Origin of the sequence: Bacillus sp. Au-Bac7 (genome assembly GCF_021341655.1) — a bacterium.
Classification (GTDB): Bacteria; Bacillota; Bacilli; order Bacillales; family Cytobacillaceae; genus Niallia.
Map to the genome: position 1 here is coordinate 528267 of NZ_JAJTTG010000001.1, position 20529 is coordinate 548795.

At 36.7% G+C, this 20529-nt stretch carries 17 protein-coding genes; all 17 read left to right on the forward strand.

Annotated features, from left to right (window positions below; genetic code table 11):
* Window positions 1–23: 23 nt before the first annotated feature.
* The gene (locus LXM54_RS02795; RefSeq protein ID WP_233314737.1) at window positions 24–473 is read left to right on the forward strand and encodes a GNAT family N-acetyltransferase; all 450 of its coding nucleotides are present in this window, start codon (window positions 24–26) and stop codon (window positions 471–473) included.
* A gap of 27 nt (window positions 474–500) precedes the next feature.
* Complete coding sequence (locus LXM54_RS02800; protein ID WP_233313570.1) at window positions 501–1496, forward strand: AraC family transcriptional regulator; 996 nt, start codon at window positions 501–503, stop codon at window positions 1494–1496.
* 130 nt (window positions 1497–1626) lie between these two features.
* Window positions 1627–2982 (forward strand): glycoside-pentoside-hexuronide (GPH):cation symporter, encoded by a 1356-nt coding sequence (locus tag LXM54_RS02805; RefSeq protein ID WP_233313571.1) that lies wholly within the window; start codon window positions 1627–1629, stop codon window positions 2980–2982.
* A complete protein-coding gene (locus LXM54_RS02810) occupies window positions 2979–4544 on the forward strand; it encodes an alpha-L-rhamnosidase-related protein (RefSeq protein ID WP_233313572.1) in 1566 nt (521 codons plus the stop codon). Before LXM54_RS02805 ends, LXM54_RS02810 begins: the two co-directional genes overlap by 4 nt.
* Window positions 4545–4660: 116 nt before the next feature.
* Entirely contained in the window at window positions 4661–5206 is a 546-nt protein-coding gene (locus tag LXM54_RS02815) for a hypothetical protein (protein WP_233313573.1), read from the forward strand.
* A gap of 201 nt (window positions 5207–5407) precedes the next feature.
* The gene (locus tag LXM54_RS02820; protein ID WP_233313574.1) at window positions 5408–6193 is read left to right on the forward strand and encodes a sugar phosphate isomerase/epimerase family protein; all 786 of its coding nucleotides are present in this window, start codon (window positions 5408–5410) and stop codon (window positions 6191–6193) included.
* A gap of 17 nt (window positions 6194–6210) precedes the next feature.
* The gene (locus tag LXM54_RS02825) at window positions 6211–7293 is read left to right on the forward strand and encodes a Gfo/Idh/MocA family protein (RefSeq protein WP_233313575.1); all 1083 of its coding nucleotides are present in this window, start codon (window positions 6211–6213) and stop codon (window positions 7291–7293) included.
* Between the two features lie 37 nt (window positions 7294–7330).
* A complete protein-coding gene (locus tag LXM54_RS02830; RefSeq protein WP_233313576.1) occupies window positions 7331–8236 on the forward strand; it encodes a sugar phosphate isomerase/epimerase family protein in 906 nt (301 codons plus the stop codon).
* Window positions 8237–8382: 146 nt separating this feature from the next.
* Window positions 8383–8784: a C-glycoside deglycosidase beta subunit domain-containing protein gene (locus LXM54_RS02835; RefSeq protein ID WP_233313577.1), complete on the forward strand. Its 402-nt coding sequence runs from the start codon at window positions 8383–8385 to the stop codon at window positions 8782–8784.
* 25 nt (window positions 8785–8809) lie between these two features.
* Window positions 8810–9799 carry a sugar phosphate isomerase/epimerase family protein gene (locus LXM54_RS02840; protein ID WP_233313578.1) on the forward strand — a complete coding sequence of 330 codons (990 nt, stop codon included), beginning with the start codon at window positions 8810–8812 and terminating at the stop codon, window positions 9797–9799.
* A gap of 103 nt (window positions 9800–9902) precedes the next feature.
* Window positions 9903–12410, forward strand: a complete 2508-nt coding sequence (locus tag LXM54_RS02845; RefSeq protein WP_233313579.1) for a GH39 family glycosyl hydrolase — start codon at window positions 9903–9905, stop codon at window positions 12408–12410.
* Between the two features lie 302 nt (window positions 12411–12712).
* Complete coding sequence (locus LXM54_RS02850; RefSeq protein WP_233313580.1) at window positions 12713–13825, forward strand: Gfo/Idh/MocA family protein; 1113 nt, start codon at window positions 12713–12715, stop codon at window positions 13823–13825.
* A 4-nt stretch (window positions 13826–13829) separates the two neighbouring features.
* Entirely contained in the window at window positions 13830–14297 is a 468-nt protein-coding gene (locus LXM54_RS02855) for a C-glycoside deglycosidase beta subunit domain-containing protein (RefSeq protein WP_233313581.1), read from the forward strand.
* A complete protein-coding gene (locus LXM54_RS02860; RefSeq protein WP_233313582.1) occupies window positions 14290–15267 on the forward strand; it encodes a sugar phosphate isomerase/epimerase family protein in 978 nt (325 codons plus the stop codon). Before LXM54_RS02855 ends, LXM54_RS02860 begins: the two co-directional genes overlap by 8 nt.
* A 285-nt stretch (window positions 15268–15552) precedes the next feature.
* On the forward strand, window positions 15553–16986 hold the full coding sequence (locus LXM54_RS02865; protein WP_233313583.1) for an MFS transporter: 1434 nt from the start codon (window positions 15553–15555) through the stop codon (window positions 16984–16986).
* Window positions 16987–17246: 260 nt separating this feature from the next.
* Entirely contained in the window at window positions 17247–18659 is a 1413-nt protein-coding gene (locus tag LXM54_RS02870) for an MDR family MFS transporter (RefSeq protein WP_233313584.1), read from the forward strand.
* Window positions 18660–19013: 354 nt separating this feature from the next.
* A complete protein-coding gene (locus tag LXM54_RS02875; RefSeq protein WP_233313585.1) occupies window positions 19014–20528 on the forward strand; it encodes a response regulator transcription factor in 1515 nt (504 codons plus the stop codon).
* Window position 20529 lies beyond the last annotated feature (1 nt).

Consider the following 20529-nt stretch of genomic DNA (forward strand, 5'->3'; position numbering starts at 1 on the left):
TACACTTATCGAGGAGATTTATGATGGAATGGAATTTGAAAGCATTTAATGAGCTAAATACTGTTGAAATGTATACGATTTTACAAGAAAGAACAGCTGTGTTTGTTGTCGAGCAAAATTGTCCTTATTTAGAGGTGGATGGAAAGGATATTGAATCCTATCATTTGTTCGCCCAATTAGACGGAGAAATTGCTGCCTATGCAAGAATATTGCCAGCAGGGGTGTCTTACAAAGAAGCGTCAATCGGCAGAGTGCACGTTAAAAAAGCATACAGAGGACAGGGCCTCGCCCATGATTTACTGAAAAAAGCAATTATGTTTATCCAAGATGACCTAAACGAGACAGCAATCAAGATTCAGGCTCAGAGTCATTTAGAGAAATTTTACGCTTCATTTGGCTTTAAGTCTATTTCTAGTAGTTACTTAGAGGATAATATTCCTCATATCGATATGCTGCTCACTTTTTCAGAGTAAGAGGGAGGTTATATTGGGAAAGGGAGAGTGGCTAAGTTGAATCTCCAGCAGCTTGATGAATTATTGCGAAGTCTTGATTATATTGAAGAACTTCAAATTAAGACAGGAGAAAATGTGAATGACTTTGATGGTCATGAATTACATATAGAAAATGGGGATGCAATCCCTAGAATGCGGGAAGAGTATTTTTTTCATAGAGGACCAATATTTATAAATAAACATCATCGCTATGCAGACATGCCTTTGCATATGCATTCCTTTATAGAAATCAATTATGTGTATTCAGGCACATGCCGCCAAATTATAAATGGTGAGGAAATACTATTAACGAAAGGACAAGTATGTATTCTTGATACAGATGTTCCACACAGTATTCCTGCACTGGGGAAGGATGATATCCTCGTCAATATCATTATGAAGAAAGACACCTTCTCCACTGCTTTTTGGTCGCAATTTACAGGGAAAGGTGTCGTTTCTGAATTTTTACTGAATGCTATAACAGAGAATCAGCTTCATGACAGATATATTCTGTTTCATTCAGAGCAGCATGACGAACTGCAGCATACTATCAAAAAATTGCTGTGTGAGTTCTTTTTTCCGACAGACTATTCGACAGATATTATTAATGCCTTGCTGCCTGTTTTGTTTTTTGAACTGATGCGAATTTATCAGCTTGATAAAAACTTCGAAACTTACGAAAAAATCGGCCGCACGAATATGATGGAAATTCTTCATTATATTGAAAATAACTATAAGGACTGTACATTAACCTCACTTGCAAAGGTATTTAACTTTAATCCAAATTACTTAGGCAATATGCTAAAAACGCGCACCGGCAAGACGTTTATTGAACTGCTACAGTCACAAAGAATGGTTAGAGCAGCTGTTCTCTTGAAAAACACCTCTAAAAGCATCGCTGACATTGCCTATGAAATTGGTTATGAGAGCAGCAGCTTCTTTCATCGCAAATTTAAGGAGCATTATCATTGCACACCATATCAATATCGGAAAAAGGGGAATTGACACAGCTTAAGACCTCACCTGTAAAAAGAGCATATTTTATCTGTAAACCGTTTATTGTATCCGTATTCAGAAAGCGTTTTAATAAGTGTAAGAACTAGTTCGACTTTTTGAATCACAGGAGGTAATGAGAATGAACGGAGCAGTAAGTGTATGGCGTCAGCGCATTGGCTATGGCGTCGCTGATTTTTCATGTAATCTCGTTTGGCAGATGATTGGATTATATTTAATGTTTTATTATACAGATGTTGTCGGCATTGCAGCCGCCCAAGTAAGCTTATTGTTTTTGCTGACAAGAATAATTGATGGTGTTGCTGATGTATTGATGGGAATCATCATTGACAAGACTAACACAAAATGGGGCAAATCACGGCCGTATTTCCTATACGGAGCCATCCCGTTTGCTTTGCTTGGTATACTGGCCTTTTATGTACCGGATGTGGGTCCTGCTTCTAAGCTGCTTTATGCATATATTACGTATACAGGTCTGTCGATTGCTTATACGATGGTTAATATCCCGCTGGCGTCCATATTGCCGAACTTGACAAGTGATCCGCAGGAGCGGACAATGCTTGCAACTGTTCGGATTATCTTTGCCTTGTTCGGCTCGACAGCTGTCAGTGTACTGACAATGCCGATGGTAAATACATTAGGTAACGGGTCCCAATCTCAAGGCTTCTTTTGGACAATGGTTATCTTTTCTGTAATCGCATGCCTTTTATTCTTCTACACATTCCGCAATGTGCGCGAGAAGGTTGTTGTACAAGCAGAAAAAACAACTGTAAAACAAGCATTATCTACATTGAAAGGCAATAAGCCTTACTATGTTTTTGCAGTGAATATTTTGTTTATGTGGGGAGCCTACTTCTTTCAGCAAGGAGCGCTTATCTATTATTTCACTTATAATCTAGACCGAGCAGACCTTGTTGCCCTGATTGCAGGTATCGGGTCATTCGTTCCTATTGTCGGCACGGTGTTAACACCGATTATTGCAAAAAGAATGTATAAGCGCACACTATTTATGATTTCAAGCGCCGTTAATTTAGTAGGACTTTTCATTATGCTGGCGGCAGGCGGCAATATTGCGATTCTTATTACAGGTGCTATTGTGTCAGCGATTGGCCATGGAGCACGGCAAAGCATCTACTTCTCCATGCAGGCAGACCCTGTTGATTATGGGGAGTGGAAAACAGGTATCAATGCTGCTGGGATTTTGAGTGCGTTGAATGGCTTTATCGGAAAGGTAACGATGGCAGTTGCCGGCGCCCTTTTTGGCATGATGCTGACATGGGGGAATTATGTGCCGAATGAAGTGCAAACGAAAGAAGCATTGCTGGCAATTAAAATGGGCTACCTTATTATTCCGGCAATTTGTGTGATTATTTCGATGATTATTATGCGTTTTTATAATCTCGACAAAATCTATCCGCAAATCAGAGCCGAAATTGATGCCCGCATCAAGACGGAAACAAAGGAGGAAGCCATATGAACTTTCAAAAAATCGACGACCAAGTGATTGTCCGAAACGAAGGGTTCGAAGAAACCGCAGAAAAGCTAAAGCCTGTTCTTCACGAAACAGCTGTTAGTCCTAAAGCTTTGGTTAAAGTCAAAGCGGATGAAGCTGTAATCCATGGATGGAAAACAGAATTTATCGCACCAATCAGCTCATTATCGCAAAATGACTATGGTAAAAACGATTCCTTCATTCTAGATTTTGGCGACCACTATGTAGGATATCTTTCGTTTGATGTTCGTCCTGTCGGAAGCCCTCCCGATGCTCCGCTAAAGCTGCGTTTAACAATCGGTGAAATGCCAGTTGAAATGGCAGAGCCGTTCACAGATTATGATGGCTGGCTAAGCAGTTCATGGCTGCAGGAAGAAACGGTTTATGTCGATGTGCTCCCAGGTGCTATCACACTGCCGCGAAGATACAGCTTTCGGTACGTTAAGTTAGAAGTTTTGGCTACATCACCAAAATACCGTGTCGCATTTGAAAATGTAGAATGCAGGGCCGTAACTTCTGCTAATCAAATAGGGGTGGCAACGTTACATGAAGATCAACTGTTACAAAGCTTAGATGAAATCAGCATAAAGACACTAGCTGATTGCATGCAAGATATATTTGAGGATGGTCCAAAACGCGACCGCCGCCTCTGGCTGGGAGATCTGCGGTTACAGGCACTCGCAAACTATGAAACTTTTCAAACAAATGATCTTGTGAAACGCTGTCTGTATTTGTTTGCAGCAGTTCCTGATAAAGGTGGCCGAGTTGCTGCAAATGTATTCGTTGCCCCACAGCTGATTGCTGATGACACGTATTTATTTGATTATTCGTTATTTTTCTTGTCAACACTACGTGATTATTATGCTGCTACAAACGATTTAGAAACCTTGAAAGAACTGTGGCCGACTGCATACAGACAGTTGGAGCTTGCCTTAGAACGTTTGGATGAAAATGATATTCTTAGAGACTCTCCTGACTGGTGGTCGTTCATCGACTGGCAGGATGGGTTGAACAAGCAAGCACCTTCACAAGGGGTTTTAATCTATGTAATGAAACAGGCAATAGAGCTTTCAAGTATCCTTCAAACAGAGCAAACGGAATATTTAAAGCTGCGGCTAAAGGAAATTATGGCAGCAACAAAAGAGCATCTATGGGATGAAGAGAAGCAATTTTTTGTGAGTGGGCAAGACCGCCAAGTTTCATGGGCCAGCCAAATTTGGATGGTGCTGGCAGGTGTTCTCCCACAGCAAGAAAATCGACAGCTGTTAAATCGTTTGTTTCAAGAAAACCCAGATATCGGCATTGCAACACCGTATATGTACCACCATTTAGTCGAAGCATTGCTGCATGCGGGGGACAAAGACAGAGCCATTCTGGAAATGAAAGCATATTGGGGAGGCATGATTAAGGACGGAGCAGATACCTTCTGGGAGCTTTATAATCCTCATGACAAGAAATTTTCCCCGTACGGAAGCTATCTTATCAACAGCTATTGCCATGCATGGAGCTGTACGCCAACATATTTGATTCGAAAATACAATTTATAAGAAAGTAAGAGGCAATCGCAACATGATTGTCTCTTTTTTTGTAAAGGAGTGTTTCCGATTGTTTATTCTTATGTTATTTTAGTATAGATGTAAAAATATAGAAGGTGAGGAAAAGAATGCAACAAGATTGGCAGCTAATATGGCGTTTTTTAGGAATAGCATTTTACGTACTGTTTTATTTTGCGTGTATATTTATCATTAATATTGGTCAATCTTCCTTTAGCATCATAAGTGTTCCTGCTGTTTTGGTGCCCATATTGCTGATTTGGATTACAGGCTTAATGAGGAGAAAAGGTAAACTAACGCTTACAAACAGCATATCATTGCTGCTATTTACCATTCCTCCAATCATTTGTTTATATTTGTTAGGCCAAAATGAATACAAATCAACATTCACAACCGATAAATGGCTTCAATATGAGACAGAAAGAACCTATATGATTGATGATTTATTAGCAAACCATCCATTAAAGGGCAAACAGGAACAGGAGATTATTGCCTTGTTAGGCAGCAATATCGAGATGAACTACTTTAAAGAGGATGATAATATTGTTTATCATCTTGGGATGGAGCGCGGATTAGTTTCTATAGACAGTGAGTGGTTGGTCATTCATTTGGATGACAACAGAGTAGCTGATAAGGTGGAGGTTGTCACAGACTGAGCTTATTACAGAAAGAGGTTAAAAATTCCTTGTTAATTTTTAACCTCTTTTTATTTTGCCCATTATTCTAAAAAAGTTTGAATAAAGGAACGAAACATTTTGGTTAATAGATTGAAAGAAATAAGACGAAAGAAAGTCTAAAATTTTAATGGAAGAGCTAAATAATGATGTAAGTGAATTTAATTCAAGAAGGTGAAAAGGATGAAGCTGGGAATCATCGCGAAACCCACCCGAGAAAGCTTTAAGGATGCTAATCAAAGCCAATTAGATTTTATCGAACTATGCGTGAACGAAGGCCAGGATGTTGCTGAGTTCCATAAGAACCGAAACCAATTAATAAAGTGGAAAAAGCAGTATGGGATAGAAGTTGCTTCCATAGGCAGATGGAAATCCATTCGCTTAGATAAGCAAGGGCATGTCATACAAGCTGAGTTAGAGAAGTGTTTTCAATTAATTGATGTTGCAAGTGAATTAGAATGTGGAAATTTTGTAAGCGGTTGTAACTATGTGGATGAGTTATCTTACTATGATAATTGCTCTTCAGCAATCGCGTTTTTTTCTGCTCTCATTGATTATGCAAAGCCAAAGGGAGTCAAAATCTCTTCCTATAATTGCAGAAAAGTGAATTTTGTTCATAATCCGGAAGTCTGGAAAATCATTCATGGTCATTTAAAAGATTTAGGGATTAAATTCGATCCGTCACACAGCAGGTATTTTGGTGGAGACTATTTACAGGAGACTTTAGATTGGGGTGACCGTTTTAATCATATTCATTTAAAGGGTTCATTAATAGTTAATGGAACAAGAGTAGATGATCCTCCGGCTGGACTGGACCAAACTGATTGGAAATCATTTATTTCTTTATTAAGAGCAAAAGGCTATACAGGGGGATTAAGTATTGAACCGCATTCACCCATCTGGACGGGGGAACTTGGAAAGAGTGGTGTGAATTATACAATTGAATTTATGAAAAAACTCATTTTTTAAAGAGCAGGAGGATTAATATGACTAAGAAACTAAGATATGGCTTAATTGGAGCCGGCAGTAATGCAGAAAAAAAACACTTAAGCAATTATTTAAGTTTGCCTAATATTGAACTAGTTTCCATTTGTGATGTCAATCAGGAACATGCTAATAAGATAGCAAAAAAGTATCATGTTAAAAACATCTATACTAGCTATTCTGACATGATTGATAAAGAAAATTTAGATATTGTTAGCATTTGTACACCTAATTCCTTTCATACTCCAATCGCTATTTATGCTTTGCTGCACGGTGTCCATGTACATTGTGAAAAGCCGTTAGCACTAAATGCTATAGAGGCCCAAAAAATAGTCGATGCTAAAAATAAATCAGGTAAACAGTTAATGATTGGCCTAAATAATCGGTTTACAAATGAAGCGGTTTTTTTAAAAAGGCTTATTGATGCCGGCTATTTAGGAGAAATATACAAGGCGAAAACTGGTTGGATTAGAAGAAGCGGCATACCAGGAAGAGGAACTTGGTTTACAAATAAGGAGGTTGCTGGAGGCGGGGTTATGATTGATTTAGGTGTTCATTTTCTCGACTTAGCTCTTTATTTAATGGGACTGCCTGAGCCGAAATATGTTACAGGGGCAACCTATCAAAATTTCCACCAAACAGCTACTCGAAATAGAAATGGCTACAGTGGAAATCCAGCAGGTGTTTTTAATGTAGAAGATAGTGCTGCTGGCTTACTAAGCCTTCAATCCGGTGCTATTGTGCATTTTGAATTTGCTTGGGCTTCTAATATTGAAAACGATCAAACATACCTTGAAATATTAGGAACAAATGGAGGAGCAAGCATTATTAACGGGGAGCTGAAGGTTTTTTCTGAATTACTTGACACAACTGTTGATATTACTCCAATTCTTAATCCTAACATAAAGCTAAAGAATGAGTTTGAACACTTTGTAAACAGCATTGTTTTTGCTGAAGAATTATCTGCTCCTGCAGAACATGGTGTATATATGATGGATATTATCGATTGCTTTTATGTATCTGCAAGTATGGGCGAACCTGTGTTTTTTAAAAATAAAGAGAAAAGAGTAAGAATAATAAACTAAGTTAAAAACCATGATTGAAAAAAGGAGAGAAGTAGGAATGAAGCTGGGATTTAATAGTGCTATTTTAGATGGTTGTACTTTTGAAGAAGTCATAGATTTTGCATCAGAAAACGGATTTGCATGTGTGGAATTATGTGCTTGGCCAAGGGGAAAAGCGGTCCGAAAATATGCTGGTGTAACACATATTGATGTGGAACATGTAGATGTTGACTATATCCGTAATTATCTGGAAGCTAAAAATGTGAAAATCTCTGCTATTTGCTACTATCCGAATCCTCTTGATGGGGATAAGGAAAAGAGCGAGTATTATATTGCTCATCTTAAAAAATGTTTAGAGGCTGCTAAACAACTCAATGTGAATCTCGTAAACACTTTTATTGGCAGAAATCAGCATCTGTCTGTAGCTGAAAATCTTAAAATGGTAAGTGCTGTTTGGCAGCCTATTGTGGAATATGCGGAAAACTTAGGGGTGAAAATTGCCATTGAGAATTGCCCAATGCTTTTTACAAATGACGAATGGCCAGGGGGCCAAAACCTTATGACAACTCCAGCTATCTTTCGAAAAGTATTTGAGTTGATTCCAAGTAAAAATTTTGGGCTTAATTTTGATCCATCCCATTTTGTCTGGCAGCAAATGGACTATATTAAACCAGTGTATGAATTTAAAGATCGAATCTTTCATGTGCATTTTAAAGATGTGAAAATATATAAAGATCGTTTACATGATGTAGGAGTTATGGCTGCGCCCCTTGAATATCTATCTCCCAAATTACCTGGGCTTGGTGATGTTAATTGGGGTACTTATATATCTGCACTAACAGATATCGGCTATACAGGCAATGCCGTGATTGAAGTGGAGGATAAAGCATTTGAGGATTCATTAAAATCAAGAAAAGACTCTATTATCATTAGCAAAAATTATTTAAGTCAATATTTTGTGTAAGCAGATATCTGGCTGCAAAGTCTTAAACATGGGAAATTAAATTGTATAAAAAAATAGCAAGTGATATAGTATAGAAAATATTTACTAAAGCGCTTACAAATTTAAGTGAAACGGTTCATCCTAAAATTAGAGGGAGGTATAAAGCTGTGTTTGAACAATATTTAGTGTGTGAGGAAGGTTTTAGGAATGTAGAAGATAATGGTGAAATAATAGGTTTTGAGCTGAAAATCCGGATTCCCTACTACCGAGGTATTGCATTGTCTTTAATTAATCATATAGAACTAGAAGTTAACGGAACAGCCTTTTTACAGGATGATATGGTGTTCACCGTTAATTCCGGCAGTTTCCCTTATAAAGAATTAGCAACCGTTATAAATAATCGTTGGGAATTTGGCGAAAAAGCAACACTATTTGTTCGAAAACAAGGCGGATTAAACCCAGGAGAGCATCAGGTTCGCGTATTTGTTAGTTTGCGAATCTCCTATCTACCATGGCCAAATATAGGAGAAAATCAAAAGATACTGACACTGGAAGAGAATATTAGTTAATTATTTAATGACGGGGGTGGGAAAAATGACACAGAAAGCGAATATTAAAAGAGGGGTATCACTATATAGTTATCAGGAAGAGTTTTATACAGGAAAATTAAATCTCGAACAGTGTATTGCTGAAGTTGCCAAAACTGGTGCAAAAGGGATTGAACTTTTACCAGAGCAAATGCTTTTTGGATACCCGAAAGCTTCCGATGAATTTGTTGAGCAATGGTTTGGCTGGATGGAACAATATGGTGTAGAGCCTGTTGCGTATGATGCCTTTTTAGATAATAAATTGTATGCGAATCGACTTTTAACATTGGAAGAAAATGTAGATATGATGGTAAGAGATTTAAAGCTTGCAAAGAAACTAGGATTTAAGATTCTCAGAACTTTAGTATCAACACCTCTAGAAGTTGTACAAGCAAGTATTCCTTATGCCGAAGAGTACGGAGTAAAAATTGCGTTGGAAGTACATTCTCCTTTTACGTTCGGAACTCCTTGGTTTGAGGAAAGAATGGAGTATATCATTAGCAGTGGTACCCAGTGGTTTGGAATAATGCCGGATTTAGGGATTTTTGTTAAACGTATACCACCAGTTATGGAACAAAGATATATTCGTGACGGTGGCACACCAGAAATAATCCAATTTATAAGTGAAAACTATGCAAACGGTGTGGAAAAAGATAAAACATTAGAAATTGTTGCTAGTATGGAAAATTCCAATAAAGTGGACCTGGCTTATGCTGAATTGGCAAAGCATTTAATATACACAGATCCGCATATTTTGAAGAATTATATACCGTATATCATGCATGTCCATGGTAAATTTTATGATGTGACAGAAGATTATCAAGAGCCTAGTATCCCGTATAAGGAGATTATTGACATATTAGCGGAGGCTGGTTACGAAGGATATATTAATAGTGAATATGAAGGGAATCGGCATATACAAGATTTTATGGAGGTCGATAGTATTAAAAAGGTAAGTTATCATCAAACCTTATTAAGTAATTTATTAGATAAATAGTAAGTTTGGGCCTGTGTTTAGTAAGTACAGGTCCTCCCCTTTTTTTAACAAGATTATAGCGGCAGTTTTTAAGAAAAAATAGAATAACTATGGAGGCTAAAGGATGTTTAATACACAAACTGTCCAAACTTCAATAGATTCAAAAATTATAGCTATTTCCGTCATGCATGGCAATAGTACCCTTGATCACGTCCATAAGGATATAGAAATAATCTATGTCATAAAGGGAAATTTACAGGTAAAAGCGAACAATAAAACGACCGAACTGAATAAATCTGATTTTCTACTTGTTAATTCAAACGAGCTGCATTCTTTTCATTCTGATTCTGATAACTTATTTATCGTTTTTCATTTGAATTATTTGCAAACTTGCTCTCTTCTTGGTCAGGAAAATCCATTATTTCAATGTAATTCAATAGAACAGATAGCTTTATCACATCAAAAACTGCGAAGCAGCCTAGATGAGCTGTTGGCTGTTTACTTAAATCAACGCAATTCCTCGATGGTATTTTTTTTAGAGAAAGTGTTTAACGTAATTTCTATCCTTCAGCTAGAGTATTTAAAGGATAGCAGGCCGCTTGAAAAAAGAAGTTATACAACAGAAAATGGTCAAAATGAAAGATTAGTAGAAATACTTGAATATATTGAGAATAACTTTAGAGAGCCATTGTCCCTTGAAGAGGTTGCAAGTATTCAATATATAACAGTGCCGTATTTATCGAAGTTCTTTAAAAAGCAAACAGGAAAAACCTTCTCCGAATATGTAAACAAAGTTAGAGTAGCACATGCAGTTAATGAGTTAATATACACAAATAAATCGATTACCCGAATTGCATTAGACAATGGTTTCCCTAATTTAGCAGCTTTTAATAGAGTCTTTAATGAAAGATTTCAGGTGAAACCAATAGAATATAGAAAACAGCATATAGAACCAAAGGAACAACATGAAATCTTAAAAGAAGATAAAACAGCTGAAAAAAAAGAGGCTTTTAGAGCATTACGTACATATTTAGAAGATGTAATTACAGCAGACGATTTAACCAAGAAGATTTCTGAAGAAAAGGATATTATAGTTAAATTAGGCAAGATGGATGCTTTTACAAAATATTGGAACAAAACAATTAATATAGGATATGCAACCGATATATTAAGCTCAGATATGCAGGAACAAATCACTTTTATGCAAAACGAAATAGGATTTACTTATGCGAGGTTTTGGGGATTATTTAGTGATGAAATGCATGTGGAAGACTATTCTAAAGATAATTCCACTTACAACTTTACAAATATAAATAAGTTATTGGATTTTTTAATAAAAAATAGATTAAAACCGTTTATTGAACTTGGACCCAAGCCGAAAATAGTGTCCAAGTCTTTTGAGCATACCATCACATTTCAAACAAACAGTAAAAGATCACTTGAAGAATGGAAGAAATTATTAAGAGCGTTTTTATTACATTGTATTGAACGATATAGTATTGAAGAAGTGGAAACATGGTACTTTGAAATTTGGAGCAATGAAATTGATCCTATACATAATTTAAAGAATCCTAGTAATAATTTTGTTAAAAACATCCGGCATGACCCGGGGCAGTTTGAGGGATATTTTAATATTTTCAGCTGCTTAAAACAGACGGTAAATGAAATTGTTCCATCTGCTAAAGTTGGTGGATGTGGATTGCCTATGGATTTAGAAAGGGAAAAATTAGATAAGTTCTTTCGACAGTGGAAATTGAACGGAGTAATGCCGGATTTTTTGTCGATCTATTTGTACTCCATTGAAGTGGATTCAGATAGAAATGTTCCTAAAAAGAATATGCTCTCTACCAATCCTGATTATATGAAGATGAAGCTTAAGCAGGTAAGAGAATCTATGCTGAACGCTGGTTTTGACAATATGGAGCTTAATGTAACAGAGTGGAATATTTCCATATCTAACAGAGATTATCTTAATGACAGCTGCTTTAAAGCGGCATATATAGTGAAGAATATTGTAGATAATATTAAACAAAATGTTAATATGATGGGCTATTGGATGTTTTCCGATATTTTTAGTGATTTTAGAGATGCTAAAAATCTTCTCCATGGAGGAGCAGGGCTCGTTACGAAAAATGGAATCAGAAAACCTGGTTATCATGCCTTTGTATTATTAAAACATTTAGGGGAAATCCTTGTTGCCAAGGGACCGAACTATATTATCACCAAAAAATCAGGGGATAGATATCAAATCATCTGCTTTAATTATAAACACTTTGACTATTCCTATTATTTACATCCAGAAGGAAGCACGGATATAAAGGAACAATATGATATTTTTGAAAATAATGACAAGCTTACTATTTCATTGGAGATACAAGGTGTCACCAAGGGTGAATACAGAATGAAAGAACAAATCCTAAACAGAGAACAAGGCAGTGTGCTTGATGAGTGGTTAAATTTTGGTTCTGTTTATGATATGAAGCCAGACGAGGTTGGATATTTAAAGCGCAGATGTGTACCTTCCATGAAAGTTGATCATATTTATGTCGAAAACAATGCAATCAAAATAACTGCAGAGCTCAAGCCGCATGAAATCAGATTGTATGAATTGAATTTATTATATCGAGAATGAGCAGATGCCAGAAAAGAGGATGAAAAATGATCATTATTTTTCATCCTCTTTTTTTATTGGTTCTTAAAGATAGGAGCAAGCTGTGTAAAAAACCTTTGCCTGAAAAATAGTTATAAACATAAGAGGTTAAAAATGTCACCGTAACTTTTAACCTCTTATGTTTTACATTTGAAACAGAGCCTAGAAAAAGTCCAAAATTTGCGTTTGAGATGTTAAGAATTGAAAAGGAATATGCTGAAATAAAAGGTAAAATTATCTTTGTAAGCGGAACCAATATACCTGAAAAATAAAGGAGACTTAAAATGAGTAAACTTCGAATCGGAATTATCGGTTGTGGCGGAATAGCTAATCAAAAACATTTTCCAGCATTATCGCAATTTAAAGAGATGTGTGAGATGGTAGCTTTTTGTGATATTCATATCGAACGTGCAGAAAAAGCAGCTGCGGAATTTGGATCAACCGATGCAAAGGTTTATGAGAATTATCTGGAACTATTAAAAGATGAATCTATTGATATTGTACACGTTTTAACACCTAATGTTATGCACAGTCCGATTACTGTTGCAGCATTTGAGGCAGGAAAACATGTTATGTGTGAAAAGCCGATGGCTCATAATACAGAGGCTGCTGCGAAAATGATGGAGGCTTGGAAAAAGTCTGGGAAGAAGTTCACCGTAGCCTATCAAAACCGATTTCGAGAGGAAGTACAAGCTTTATATAAATCCTGTGAAAAAGAAGAGCTTGGAGATATCTATTTTGCAAAAGCACATGCTGTCCGCCGTCGTGCTGTTCCAACTTGGGGAGTGTTTCCTGATAAATCACAACAAGGCGGTGGGCCACTAATTGATATTGGTACACATGCTCTAGATATTACTTTATGGCTGATGAATAATTATAAGCCGGTTTCTGTTTCAGGCTCTGTATTTAATAAGCTTGGCAGCTTAGCAGAAGCTACAGAAGGAAATTTATTTGGTCCGTGGGATCCTGAAACATTTGAAGTAGAAGACTCAGCATTTGGATATATCAAAATGGACAACGGAGCCACTATTTTCCTTGAATCCTCCTGGGCACTAAACATATTAAACGCAAAAGAAGCGGCAACTACTCTTTGTGGCACAAAAGGAGGAGCAGAAATCATTTCGGGCATGGGTTATAAGGATAAAGAATTAGTTTATAACACAACACATAATGGACGATTAGTGGAAGAGCGAAGATCACCGGTTGGAAACATTGCCTATTTCGATGGCAGCAATAACTCACCAGAAGTGCTCGAAGCAAAGCAATGGCTAGAGGCTGTCCGAGAAGATAAAGAACCCCTTGTTAAACCAGAGGAAGCGTTTGTCGTAACGAAAATTTTAGACGCTATTTACCAGTCAGCAGAAACAGGGAAAGAAATTATTTTTGAAAAGGAGTAACAAAATGACGTTCATAATGAAATTGCCTTTTGTTGATACTGTCGTAGATAATAGTTTAATTAACACAACAATAAATGGAAAAAAGATTGGCTATGAATTTCAAATAAGATTAAGCTATTATCGCGGTCATTACTTATCTTGCATTGAAGAGCTATCAATTGCTGTAAACGATAAAATAATTGATTCAAATGATATTAATTTCTGTCTTAATGGAAAGGAATTCACAATAGGTCAATTGCCTAATTTAGTTTCAGAATTTTGGAATGTAGATAAGCCAGCTACTATTAAAGTTTATTCTCCAGGAGGAATAAAAGAGGGGGATTATAAGATTGATGTAACCCTCTTGCTTCGAAATGCATATATGTATGTTCCTGGAAATACAGATAACCACAATTACGCAGTATTAGATTCTTGCGGCAGCAAGACGCTGACACTAAATACGAAGGAAGGGAGAACTAAATTAGATGTCTGAGATAAAATTAGGAGTTTCCCTATTTAGTTTTTCAACAGATTTTGTAAAAGGCAAGCTATCATTAGAAGATTGTATCCGTTCAGCGGCAGAAATAGGGGCGGAAGGCTTTGAGCTAGTTGGGGCAACCATGCTGCCTTCTTACCCATATGCAAGTGAAAAAGTCGTGAATGAAATGAAAAGCATGATCGATCATTATGGAATTGATTTTGTCTCTTACGGAGCTAGTGCTGATCGAGGTGTCATAACTGGAAGAGATTTAACAGATGATGAATTAGTGCAGTCGACAATTTTAGATATAAAAACAGCAAGCAAATTGGGATGTAAATTAATGAGGGTACAACCACACTTATCACCAGCGGCAGTTTCGAAATTAATTCCTTATGCTGAGAATTACGGAGTGCAAATAGGTGTTGAGATTCATAATCCGCAAACACCATCTTCTCCAAAGGTTCAGGAGTATGTGGAAATATTTGAGCAAACAGGATCCAAATATATTGGCTTTGTTCCAGACTTCGGCTGTTTTGCAACAAAGCCAAATAAAGTTTACTGGGATGAAGCATTAGAAAAAGGTGCGCCATTAGAGCTGTTAGAAATGGCTGCTAATCTTCGCTATGACAGCATCCCACAAAATGAAGCTAGACAACGTTTAATCCATGCTGGAGCGAATGAGGCGGTAATGGGAGCTTTTCAGGGAATGTATGGCTTTGTAACGTTTACCCGCCAACCTGATTTAACAGGACTAGCGAAAATAATGCCACATGTCTTATATTTTCATGGGAAGTTTCATTATATGTATGATCATTTAGAAGAAGCGAGTATTCCGTATGAAGATATATTGCCAGTTATCAAGCATTCTAAATTTACAGGCTATATTATGTCAGAATATGAAGCATCAGAAAATGCTGTTGAAATGACAAAACGCCACTTACAAATGGAACGTAAAATATTACAAAATCTACAAACAGTATAATATTGATTGCTCGGTAAGCTCCCATACTAAAAGTATGGGCTTTTTTTTGCTGACAAAACGTTAGGTAAAAGCAGTATGCAATTTTTAACCCATTGTAAAAACAGATATTTATTAGATTAAATATCATGTGCTAACAGTGTAAAAAAAGGATATCTGCAGGAAGGTGATGTATATACAATATGATTAAGTAAGCGCTTAACTTATTGTAAATACAAGGCAGAGAGGAAGAGATTATAATAGTGAACTGATTTGGAAGATTTATATAATATAAGGGGGTAAGTATAAATGAGCAAAGGCTTGGATGGTAATGCTGTTACAGAGAGTATAAGTTCACAGAGCATAATCGTGAAGGATAAGGAAAGACTGTCTTTCTCAACCAAAATTAGCTATGGATTAGGAGATTTTGCAAGTCAGCTATTTTGGAGCTTCAGCGGTTCCTATCTTACGATTTTTTATACGGACGTAGTTGGGTTTACACCAGCAATTGTTGCGATGATTATGTTAGTTGCTCGAATCTTAGATGGAGTTAAAGATCCGATGATTGGTGTTTTAGCAGATCGTACAAAATCAAAATATGGCAGATTCAGACCATATATATTATATGGGACACCATTTCTCGCTTTATTCAGTGTACTTGCCTTCACAGCTCCTGGTTTTGGCGGAAATACGGAAGCTAAAATTGCCTGGGCTTTGTTTACGTATATCGGTTTAGGGCTGTTATATACAGTTGTTAATTTACCTTATGGATCTTTAGCTGCAGTAATGTCAAAAGATTCTGGTGAACGCACAGCATTAAGCTCCTTCAGGATGCTTTTCACAAACCTAGGCAGTGTGTTGCTTGCTGTTATCTCTATGCCATTAATCTTGTTTTTTAGTGGAGGCACAGGAGAGCAAATAACGGCAAAAGGATATACCATGACAGCGCTTGTTCTCTCAGTAATTGCTATCCCGCTGTTTTATATGGTTTTTTTCAAATGTAAGGAAGTGGTTCAGCCGATAAATAAAAATAAAATATCTATTAAAGATTCCCTTGCAGCTATTGTTACGAGTAAATCCTTAATATGTATATTCTTTATATTGTTAGTTTCCTTAACCGCCTTTTTTGGCAGAATGGGAGTGCAGATTTATTACTACCTATATGTTATAAAAAGGATGGATTTAATTGCGCTATTCATGCCTTTACCAGCCATAGGCGCAGCTATCGGGATTATCGTATTTGCAAGATTTGCTAAAAACATTGGCAAAAAAAATATGTTATACATCTCTTACAGTTTAGCGTCTCTTTCACTTCTTCTTTTATATTTTGTAGATTTTAATAATATACCGTTACTATTAATAGGGACATTCATTTTTGGACTAACGCAATTCGGTATTCCACTTGTAATTGCGATGGTGCCTGATGCGATTGATGAAATGGAGGATAAAAAAGGGGTGCGTGCAGATGGTACCGCTTACGCTGCAACGAGTATTGCTACGAAATTTGCCAGCGCTATTGGCGGTGCAGCAACTGTTTCGTTACTAGGATTTTTTGGGTATGTTGCCAATGCAGAACAAACCGCAGAAGCGATGAACGGCATCAATCTAGTAGTTAATATTGCTCCAGCCATCTTGTTCTTGTTAGCTATTATTCCAGTTAAATTGTATGGCTTAACAGAAGAAAAGGCAGCGAAAATTAGAGAAAGCTTAGATGAAAAACATCTCAATAAAGACAATAAATAAAATGTAAGGGTTATCATAACACGCAGTTCTTTTTGAACCTTCTTTTAGCAAGCATAGGGGATAAATAAATGCGTGTTTTTTTATGTCTTTGTACGAGAGATTAAAAAATGACCATAAATTTTTAATCTAAATAAGGGAGCAGTAAAGGAAGGATAAAAATTTAATACTTTGTGAAAAAGGATGAGAAAGTCCTTTTAAAAGAAAATCGCTAAAATGAAAGAGAGTTGTAAATTATATGTAATCAGAAATGAGGGCACAAGATGAACGAATCAACCACTATAACGATACACAACAGAAAAATATTAATGACCTTATTATTAGTCGGTACTTTTATTGCAGTCTTAAATCAAACATTATTAATTACAGCATTGCCGCAAATTATGGAGGAGTTTCATACAGATGCCAATAATGCACAATGGCTTATCACATCCTTTATGCTAACAAATGGAATTGTCGTTCCTATCTCAGCATTTTTAATTGCCAGGTTTACAACAAGGCAATTATTCTTTTCTGCTGTAATCATTTTTTTAATAGGCACTATATTAGGAGCTTTGTCCTTTTCCTTTTCGATGCTGCTAATGGCAAGATTTATTCAAGCTATCGGTGCGGGCATTATGATGCCGTTAGTCTCCAATATCATCTTAACAATAACTCCAAAAGAGAAGCGGGGAAGTGCCATGGGCTTGCTTGTTCTAGTAATCTGTTTTGCCCCTGCAATCGGTCCCTCCTTAGCTGGAGGAGTTGTAGATGTTTTATCATGGCGCTATCTGTTTTACGGTACTCTCCCAATGCTTTTAATAGTGTTAATTTTTTCGCTTGTAACACTAAAGAATGTGACAGAAACAAATAAAGATGAGCGTATTGATAGTCTTTCCATTATATTATCAAGCCTTGCTTTCGGAGGAATTCTATATGGACTCAGTCTTGCAGGATCGTTAGGCTGGGGAAGCCTGATTACTTATGCATGGGTCAGTATCGGAATTGTTGCACTAATATTGTTAGTGAAAAGACAATTAAAGCTTGCTCAGCCAATGCTTGAATTTAGAGTATTTAAATACAAAACATTTACAGTTTCTAGCATACTGATTGCGATTGCATTTGGAACAATGTTTGGTACAGAAACTATTGTCCCGTTATATACGCAAAATGTGGAGGGAGTTTCTGCCCTTACTTCAGGACTTATTTTGCTGCCAGGTGCGGCATTAATGGGGCTGATATCACCATTTGTTGGACGAATCACTGATAAAGTTGGGGTGAAATTGCTTGTCGTTCTTGGATTCGGGGTTATTACACTATCTACAATCCCTTTAAGTATCTTAAATATAGAAAAGTCAATTCTGCTCCTTGTTATCTTATATACGATAAGAATGGTTGGGATTGGTATGCTGATGACGCCAGTTCAAACAGGTGCTATGAATATATTGCCTCAACACCTATTCAGACATGGGGTAGCTGTGTATAGTACCTTGACCTCGATAGCAGGTTCTGTTGGAATATCGATATTAGTCTCTTTTTACACAAGCCTTGACAACCATTTAAGTTCGGAACAAATGGCGTTAGGAATAACTTTTTTGGTTATTACAGTAGTTAGCGGGTTAGGATTTCTGTTATCACTTAAGCTGCCAAAAGATAAATCAGCAGCGAAGGTCAAGGAAGTATCTGTTAATTCTTAATAGCATAGATAAACAAGCGGTCCATAATAATACAGAAGTGTTTAAGAAAAGCGTAGTTTACTTAAGACTATGCTTTTTTTGTTGCTGATAAATACGATAACTTTCCGATGCGTTCTCTCATTTTTTTAGTTAATACCGTATAAAACACGTGATATACTTAATGGAAAGCGGCGGAAGGGGGCAATAAACCAATTTGCAACGATGCTAATATAAGGAAACCTATAAAAGGATCAATCTACATAGGATGAATTAGCACTCTATTTTTAGAGTGAATGAGCTAAAGGAAAGGCTTCATTGATAAGCCGGGAATGTCTGCTTTTTGTTAACACATACTCACCGTCAGGGGGGAAACCAATGGCATTAGAACGAGGCCGATTGCTTATTGTTGATGATGAAATTCTGATAAGGCAGGGGATTAAGCATTACGTCAATTGGGAACAAGAAGGCTTTGAAATTGTCGGCGAGGCAGCGCATGGGCAGGAAGCTCTTGATTTAATAGAGGTTGTAAAGCCGGATTTTATCATTACTGATATTGTTATGCCAATAATGGATGGAGAAGAATTAACGAGAATTGTGAAGGAGAAATATCCTCATATTGAAGTGGTAGTGTTAAGCAGCTTTGGCGATTTTGATTATGTGCGCTCAACTTTTCAAAATGGGGTTCTAGATTATATTCTAAAGCCAAAGCTAGATGCAGAAAGTTTGTTAGCTGTGTTGAGAAAGATGAAAAAAAGGCTGCCTGCTCGCAAAATAGATGAAGAGGAGGCTTTGAATACCTTTGTTGCGAATGCTGTCCGAAAAATGCTGTCAGGCTATGAAGTGGAACATTCTCTTAAACTAACAGATCGCTTTTTGCATAGGAAGTATTGTCTCGTTTCAGTTGAGCAGAGAGACGGAACAGGAGAACTGTCTTCTGCTGTTAAAACATGGATTAACAGTGGTTTAAACGAACAAGGCTATATCTGCTTTATTACAGACAACATCCTCCTTATTAACGGGGACAATTTTAAAGCACTGCACTCTTTTTTGGAAAACACAGTGGCCATAAAATACAATCTTCAATTGATAGTAAGTGGAGAATTTGAGGATTTTATGCAAATAGGAAAGATATATAAAGAAGAAATTCTAAAATTAATAAAATGCAGCTTTTACTTTCCAGATATTCCGGTTCTCACTGTACAACATTTGCATATCACTGTGACAGACCTGGAGAAATTTCATTTAGACTGGTTTATTAATGAATTTAAATGTAAACGCTTTGATTCTGCTTTTGCTTATTTGGAGGATCATGTTGCAGCTATTTCTTCTATGTATACATTGGATGTGTATGAGTATAAGTCTTTTTTTAGCAATATTATTTTTAATATCACCATCCTGCTTAGCAATATGGAATATGAGATTCATAGCTTGGAACAGTCGAAATATGTTTACTTGAAAGGAATAGAAGAGGCAAATAGTGCAGAAGAAGTTGTTAAAAAGCTGGAGTGTTTTTTGCGTGATACAAAAACGGTAATTAATACAGTAAAAACGAAGCCGGAAAATGTCAATATCAAAAACATCATTGCATATATGAATGAGCATTATCGTGAGCCTTTGACACTTACTAATGTAGCGCAGCATTTTCATTTTAATCCATCCTATTTATCCAGCTATTTTTCAACACATATGAAAGAAGGCTTCAGCGAGTACCTTAACAGAGTTAGAATAGAAGAGGCATCTAAGCTTCTTGTTGCAGGCACTGCACCAATTTCAGAAATCAGCGGAATTGTCGGCTATTCAGACCACAGCTATTTCTGTAAAGTTTTCAAAAAGATGACAGGATTATCACCGAGCCAGTTCAGGCGCAGGCAATGGGTGGAAAAGAGTTGAG

Coding starts and splice junctions, on each gene's coding strand:
- LXM54_RS02795 (WP_233314737.1), top strand. CDS start 24: ATGGAATGGAATTTGAAAGCATTTAATGAGCTAAATACTGTTGAAATG.
- LXM54_RS02805 (WP_233313571.1), top strand. CDS start 1,627: ATGAACGGAGCAGTAAGTGTATGGCGTCAGCGCATTGGCTATGGCGTC.
- LXM54_RS02810 (WP_233313572.1), top strand. CDS start 2,979: ATGAACTTTCAAAAAATCGACGACCAAGTGATTGTCCGAAACGAAGGG.
- LXM54_RS02815 (WP_233313573.1), top strand. CDS start 4,661: ATGCAACAAGATTGGCAGCTAATATGGCGTTTTTTAGGAATAGCATTT.
- LXM54_RS02820 (WP_233313574.1), top strand. CDS start 5,408: ATGAAGCTGGGAATCATCGCGAAACCCACCCGAGAAAGCTTTAAGGAT.
- LXM54_RS02825 (WP_233313575.1), top strand. CDS start 6,211: ATGACTAAGAAACTAAGATATGGCTTAATTGGAGCCGGCAGTAATGCA.
- LXM54_RS02830 (WP_233313576.1), top strand. CDS start 7,331: ATGAAGCTGGGATTTAATAGTGCTATTTTAGATGGTTGTACTTTTGAA.
- LXM54_RS02840 (WP_233313578.1), top strand. CDS start 8,810: ATGACACAGAAAGCGAATATTAAAAGAGGGGTATCACTATATAGTTAT.
- LXM54_RS02845 (WP_233313579.1), top strand. CDS start 9,903: ATGTTTAATACACAAACTGTCCAAACTTCAATAGATTCAAAAATTATA.
- LXM54_RS02850 (WP_233313580.1), top strand. CDS start 12,713: ATGAGTAAACTTCGAATCGGAATTATCGGTTGTGGCGGAATAGCTAAT.
- LXM54_RS02855 (WP_233313581.1), top strand. CDS start 13,830: ATGACGTTCATAATGAAATTGCCTTTTGTTGATACTGTCGTAGATAAT.
- LXM54_RS02860 (WP_233313582.1), top strand. CDS start 14,290: ATGTCTGAGATAAAATTAGGAGTTTCCCTATTTAGTTTTTCAACAGAT.
- LXM54_RS02865 (WP_233313583.1), top strand. CDS start 15,553: ATGAGCAAAGGCTTGGATGGTAATGCTGTTACAGAGAGTATAAGTTCA.
- LXM54_RS02870 (WP_233313584.1), top strand. CDS start 17,247: ATGAACGAATCAACCACTATAACGATACACAACAGAAAAATATTAATG.
- LXM54_RS02875 (WP_233313585.1), top strand. CDS start 19,014: ATGGCATTAGAACGAGGCCGATTGCTTATTGTTGATGATGAAATTCTG.